The sequence below is a fragment of the Streptomyces sp. 8K308 genome (genome assembly GCF_004348315.1).
Lineage (GTDB): Bacteria > Actinomycetota > Actinomycetes > Streptomycetales > Streptomycetaceae > Streptomyces.
The window spans coordinates 1-5,776 of sequence record NZ_SMKC01000407.1; the positions used below are offsets into that span (position 1 = coordinate 1).

The following is a 5,776-nucleotide window of genomic DNA, read 5'->3' on the forward strand; positions in this document are numbered from 1 at the left end:
GGTCTCAGGGGTAGGGGTTTGAGGAGATCGTGAAACGTCCCACCATGCAGGACATAGCGCGGCGGGCCGGCGTCACCAAGGCCGCCGTGTCCTTCGCGCTCAACGGCAGACCCGGGGTCTCCGAGCCGACCAGGCGGCGGATCCTGGCCATCGCGGACGAGCTCGGCTGGCAGCCGAGCAGCGCCGCCCGCGCCCTCTCCGACGGCCGGGCCGGCAGCTTCGGCCTCGTCATCGACCGGCCGGCGCGCACCCTGGGCCTGGAACCGTTCTTCATGCAGCTGATCTCCGGCATCCAGGCCGAACTGGCCCGCGACACCACGCCGTTGCAGCTCACCATGGCCGAGGACCAGGCCGCCGAGATCGCCCTCTACCGGAACTGGTGGGCGCGGCGTCTGGTGGACGGGGTGTTCGTCGTCGACCTTCAGGTGGGCGACGCGCGGATCCCGGTGCTCGAGGAGCTCGGCATGCCGGCCGTGGTGCTCGGCGCGCCGCTCGGCACGGGCGCGCTGCCGGCCGTGTGGAGCGACGAGGCGGCGGCGGTGGCCACGGTCGTCTCCCACCTCGTGGAGCTCGGCCACCGGCGGATCGCCCGGGTGGCGGGTCCCGCGTACCTGCGGCACACCTGGATCCGCACCACGGCGTTCGAGCGGATCACGCGCGGCGCCGGGATCGCCGGCCGCACCGTGGAGACCGACTACAGCGGAGAGCGCGGCGCGGCCGCCACCGTCGAACTCCTGACGGCCGGGCCCGCCGCACGGCCGACGGCGATCCTCTACGACAACGACGTGATGGCCCTGTCAGGTCTCACGGCCGCCCGGGGCCTCGGCCTCGCGGTGCCGGCCGACCTGTCGCTCGTCGCGTGGGACGACTCGGCGCTGTGCGAGCTGGTCGACCCGCCGCTGACCGCGCTGAGCCGGGACATCTGCGGCTACGGCGCGCGCGCCGCGCGGCGGCTCCGTGAGGCGGCCGGCGGCGCCACGGTCGGCGACGTGCAGGACACGGCGCCCTCGTTGACGTTGCGCCGCTCGACGGGACCCGCTCCGGGCGCGGCTTTTCGGTGAACCGGTTTATGCCCACACGCCGCGACAGGGGGAAAAGACGTTCGATGAACGATGAGGAGTACGTCTCGCTCGGCGTGGACGACATCGCGGCCGCGGTGCGTTCCGGCGAACTCCGAGCGGTCGAGGTGGTGGCCGCCGCGCTGCGCCGGATCGCCGAACGCGACGGCGGGCTGCGGGCGTTCACCCAGGTGTGGCGGGACGCGGCGCTGGCCGACGCCCGGGCCGTCGACGCGGCGGTGCGGCGTGGCGGGCGCCCGCCGCTGGCCGGGGTGCCGATCGCGGTGAAGGCGACCGAGGGCCGCGCCTCTGAGCAGAGCCGGCGGCTGCTCGCCGCCGGCTGCGTGCCGGTGGGCGCCACCGCCGTGCCGGGGCCCGGCACCCCGTGGCGCACCTGGGGCCTGACCGACCGCGGGCGGACGCTGAACCCGTGGCTGCCTGACCGCTCACCCGGCGGCTCGTCGGCCGGCTCGGCCGTGGCCGTCGCGACGAGCATGGTGCCGCTCGCCACGGGCAACGACGGCGCGGGCTCGGTCCGGATCCCGGCGGCCTGGTGCGGCGTCATCGGCCTCAAGCCCACGGGCGGCCGCCTGCCGGCCCGCGACCGCGCCGGACTCAACGTCGGCGGACCGCTGGCCCGGCGGGCCGCCGACGCCGCGGCCTGGCTGCGGGCGGTGGCCGGGCCCGTGCCGCCGGCCGCCGACCGACCGGCGCGGGTCCTCTGGTCACCGACCCTCGGCTTCGCCGAGCCCGACCAGGACGTTGCCGCGGTGGCGCGCGCCGCGCTCCGTGAACTCCCGGGCCTGGTCCCGGTCGAGGCGCCGGTGCGGCTACGGGACCCGGGTCCGGCCTGGACGGCGCTGCGCGCCGGCGACGGCGACGACCGCGCCCTCAACGACGCGGCGCTCGCGACCGTGTTCGCCGCCACGGACCTGCTCGCCACCCCCACCACGCCCAACCCGCCGCACGACCACCGGGGTCCGGGCCCCGTCGTCTCGGCCGCCCTGACCTGGGCGTTCAACCTCAGCGGCCACCCCGCCATCACCCTGCCGGCCGGCCACACGCCGGATGGCGCGCCGGTGGGACTCCAGTTGGTGGCGCGGCACGGCGAGGAGGCGCTGCTGCTCGCGGTGGCGCGAAACGCCCCGCCCTGGCGCGGGCCATCGCCGGGGACTGACGGCGGTGGCCGTCCGGCCTAGCCGCGCCATCCCATCCGAGCGACCGGCGGCGGCGAGACGCCGCAGAGCTCATCGCCCTGCCGGGCGGCACCCGGCTGTCGGTGCCGGCTGGCATGCTGCGGGGCATGGCATCGGGCATGGCATCGTCGGTGGTATCCGTCTCGGAGTCCTGGGAGCGCGTCGAGTCGTGGCTGGCCGCGTGGGCGCCAGTCACACACGCGGCGTTGGCACCCCCCGCGGCGCGCTCCGACGTCGCCGCCGCCGCCGAGGAGGCGATCGGCATGGAGTTCCCCGATCCGCTGCGGGAGTCGCTGCTGCGGCACGACGGCACGGGGTACCGCGTCCTGCCGCCGCCCTTCTGGATGCTTCTCGACACGGCGCGGATGGTGGAGACCTGGCGGTCGCGGACGAGGATCAACGAGCGGTCGGCGTCGTTCTCGCCGGACGAGGCGGAGGAGGTCGACGCCGAAGCGGACTTCGGACCGTGGTGGCACCGGCGGTGGATCCCGTTCGCCGCCGACGGCGGCGGCGACTGCCTGGTGATCGACCAGCGCCCTTCCACCTGGCGCGGACGCGTCGGGAAGGCCGACCACGAGCAGGGCTGCTTCTTCCCACGGCACGCCATGTGGGCCTCACTGCCGGCGCTCCTGCACTGGACGGCCACGGCCCTGGAGACGGGCGATGTGGTCGACGGCTACGAGCCGTTCGTCACCGCGGAGGGCGAGCTGGACTGGGACATCCCCTAGGCCCTGCCCTGGCGGCGGCCGATGAGTTCGGGGGGTGGCGGGGGTCTGCCCATCCGAACGTCGCGTCGGAAGAGCGGAGGGTGGAGCGATGGCCGGTCTGCGGCAGGTCCTGGGGGCACGCGTCGAGGACGGCTCGCTGCCGGGGGCGGTGGGCCTGGTGGCCCGTGGCGACCACGTCGAGGTCGCGGCGGCGGGGCCGATGGGCCGGGACAGCGTCTTCCGGATCGCCTCGTTGACCAAGCCCGTCACCGCCGCCGCCGTGCTGGCGCTGGTGGACGAGGGGCGGATCGGCCTTGACGAGCCGATCGGGCGGTGGCTGCCGGAGCTGGCCGCGCCCAGCGTGGTGCGGGATCCGGCCGGGCCGGTGACGGACGTGGTGCCGGCCGAGCGGGCCATCACCGTCGAGGACGTGCTGAGCTCGCGCGCCGGCTACGGCTTCCCAGCCGACTTCTCGCTGCCGGCGGTCCGACTGCTGTTGGAGGGGGTGCAGAGCCGCCCGCTCGAGCCCCAGTTCCGCGCCGCGCCGGACGAGTGGCTGGCGGAGCTCGCCGGGATTCCGCTGCTCCACCAGCCGGGCGAGTCCTGGCTCTACAACATCTGCTCGGACCTCCAGGGCCTGCTGGTCACCAGGGTGACGGGCCGGCCGCTGCCCGAGTTCCTCGCCGAGCGGTTCTTCGAGCCGCTGGGGATGGTGGACACCGGCTTCGCGGTGCCGGCCGGGAAGCTGGGTCGCTTCACCACCCTGTACCGGCCGCTGCCCGAGGGCGGGCTCGAGGTGATCGACGAACCCGGCGGGCAGTGGAGCCGGCCGCCCGCGTTCCCCTCCGGGGCCGGCGGCCTGGTGTCGACCGCAGACGACCTGCTGGCCTTCGCGCGGATGCTGCTCGACGGCGGCCGCGGGCTGCTCTCGGCGGAGTCCGTGCGGTTGATGACGACGGATCACCTCACGCCGGCGCAGCGCGCGGCGGGCCGGCTCTTCCTCGAAGGCCAGGGGTGGGGCTACGGCGGCTCGGTGGACGTGGCGGACGTCGATCCGTGGAACGTGCGGGGGCGCTACGGCTGGATCGGCGGGAGCGGCACGGCGGCGCACCTGGTGCCGGCCACCGGCGGCGTCGCGATCCTGCTGACGCAGGTGGCCATGACGCGGCCCACGCCGCCGCCGGTGATGCGGGAGTTCTGGCGGTACGCGGCCGGCGTCACCAGCGGATCGGGAGGTGGAGGGGGCCGCGGATGAGGATGCCCGGGTGCCAGGGGACGGCGTCCGGGTCGGCGTCGAGCGCCAGCCCGGGGGCGCGCTCCAGCAGGGCACGCAGCGCGATGCGGCCTTCGAGGCGGGCCAGCGGGGCGCCGAGGCAGTAGTGGATGCCGTGGCCGAAGGCCAGGTGGCCGCCGGTGTCGCGGCGGATGTCGAAGCGGGTCGGGTCGGGGAAGCGCGCCGGGTCGCGGTCGGCGTCGGCCAGGACGGGGAGGACGAGGTCGCGGCGCGGGATGACGGTGCCGCCGATCTCGATGTCCTCGGCGGCGAAGCGGACGGTGGGCGTCGGCACCGGGCCGTCGTAGCGGAGGATCTCCTCGACGGCGTTGTCCAGCAGGGACCAGTCGGCACGCAGCGCCGCCAGCTGCTCGGGGTGGCGCAGCAGCGCCAGCACCCCGTTGCTGATGAGGCCGACCGTGGTCTCGTGGCCGGCGATCAGCAACAGCCAGCACATGGCGAGGAGTTCGTCAGGCGAGAGCTGGTCGCCTTCGCTGTCGGCGGTGTGCAGCAGCGCGCTCAGCAGGTCGTCGCCCGGCTGCTCGCGCTTGGCGGCAAGCAGGCCGGTCAGGTACTCGGTCATCGCGGCCAGGGTCGCGTCGGTCTCCTGCCAGTCGGCGGAGCCGGTCATCACCTGCGACCAGCGGCGGAAGCGGTCGCGGTCGAGGAAGGGGACGCCGAGCAGTTCGCAGATCACGGTGATCGGCAGCGGGAACGAGAAGGCGGAGACCAGGTCGGCGCGCCGGTCGGGGGCGGCCAGCATCGCGTCGAGCAGCGTGTCGGTGATCTCCCGCACGCGCGGGGCGAGGGCCGCGACCCGGCCGGGAGTGAACTCGCGGGAGACGAGGCGGCGCAGCCGGGTGTGGTCGGGCGGGTCGGTGATCAGCATGTGCGGCCCGGGCGCGACCCGTTCGATGTCGGTCTCGTCGACGCCGGTCGGGTAGGCCTTGACGAGCCGCGGGTCGGTGAGCGCGGCGCGGGCCTCGGCGTAGCCGACGATCAGCCAGCCCGGGTAGTCGCCCGGCAGGCGGACGCGGTGCACGGGGCCGCGCTCGCGCATCGCCGCGAAGTAGCGGTGCGGGTCGCGCGTGAAGTCCTCGCCGGCCGCCATCAGATCGACCACGTCCACGCCATCCCCCAGGTTCGTCGAATGTGTCCTCGCCCCAGGGCGATGCTACGAGGGAGCCCGGCGGTCCGGTCAACACCGCCTCGGGGGCGTTCGGGTACCGCGCGCGGCGGCGCCGGGGCCGTGTGGGGGACGGTTCCCGGCGCCGCCGGTGGGGGGACGCGGTCAGGTGGTGGGGAGAGCCGGCTAGCAGCCGTGGTCGACCAGGTCGAACGAGGCGTAGTGGTCGGCGGTGTAGTAGTCCTCCTGGTAGGAGTCGCCGGTGACGATGCGGCGGGCGCCGCGGGTCGGGCTGCCGGGCGTCTCGACCGTGTACTCGTGGTAGTAGCCGATGGGTTGGGAGGGGAGCAGGCCCTCGCGGTTGTAGAAGGTGCCGCCGTCCTGGGGGTAGGGGAAGGGGCCGCCCTGTTCGATGA

Annotated in this window: 6 protein-coding genes; 4 read left to right on the forward strand and 2 right to left on the reverse strand. The window is 75.2% G+C overall.

The features are described from left to right. Nucleotides 1-29 precede the first annotated feature (29 nt). The 4 genes from E1265_RS32625 to E1265_RS32640 all read left to right on the forward strand — a co-directional run bounded on the left by E1265_RS32625 (nt 30) and on the right by E1265_RS32640 (nt 4,216). Nucleotides 30-1,061: a LacI family DNA-binding transcriptional regulator gene (locus tag E1265_RS32625; protein WP_132934572.1), complete on the forward strand. Its 1,032-nt coding sequence runs from the start codon at nt 30-32 to the stop codon at nt 1,059-1,061. A 44-nt stretch (nt 1,062-1,105) separates the two neighbouring features. Beyond that, nucleotides 1,106-2,257 (forward strand): amidase, encoded by a 1,152-nt coding sequence (locus tag E1265_RS32630; RefSeq protein ID WP_132934573.1) that lies wholly within the window; start codon nt 1,106-1,108, stop codon nt 2,255-2,257. 104 nt (nt 2,258-2,361) lie between these two features. Next, nucleotides 2,362-2,982 (forward strand): SMI1/KNR4 family protein, encoded by a 621-nt coding sequence (locus E1265_RS32635; RefSeq protein WP_243741274.1) that lies wholly within the window; start codon nt 2,362-2,364, stop codon nt 2,980-2,982. 88 nt (nt 2,983-3,070) lie between these two features. After that, a complete protein-coding gene (locus E1265_RS32640; RefSeq protein ID WP_132934574.1) occupies nt 3,071-4,216 on the forward strand; it encodes a serine hydrolase domain-containing protein in 1,146 nt (381 codons plus the stop codon). On the opposite strand, the gene E1265_RS32645 is transcribed toward E1265_RS32640, so the two are convergent. After that, nucleotides 4,179-5,345 carry a cytochrome P450 gene (locus E1265_RS32645; protein ID WP_132934576.1) on the reverse strand — a complete coding sequence of 389 codons (1,167 nt, stop codon included), beginning with the start codon at nt 5,343-5,345 and terminating at the stop codon, nt 4,179-4,181. The two genes, E1265_RS32640 and E1265_RS32645, sit on opposite strands and share 38 nt — an antisense overlap. Nucleotides 5,346-5,546: 201 nt before the next feature. Further along, nucleotides 5,547-5,776 (reverse strand): ribonuclease domain-containing protein (locus E1265_RS32650; RefSeq protein WP_279571486.1); only part of this gene is annotated, 230 nt, incomplete at its 5' end.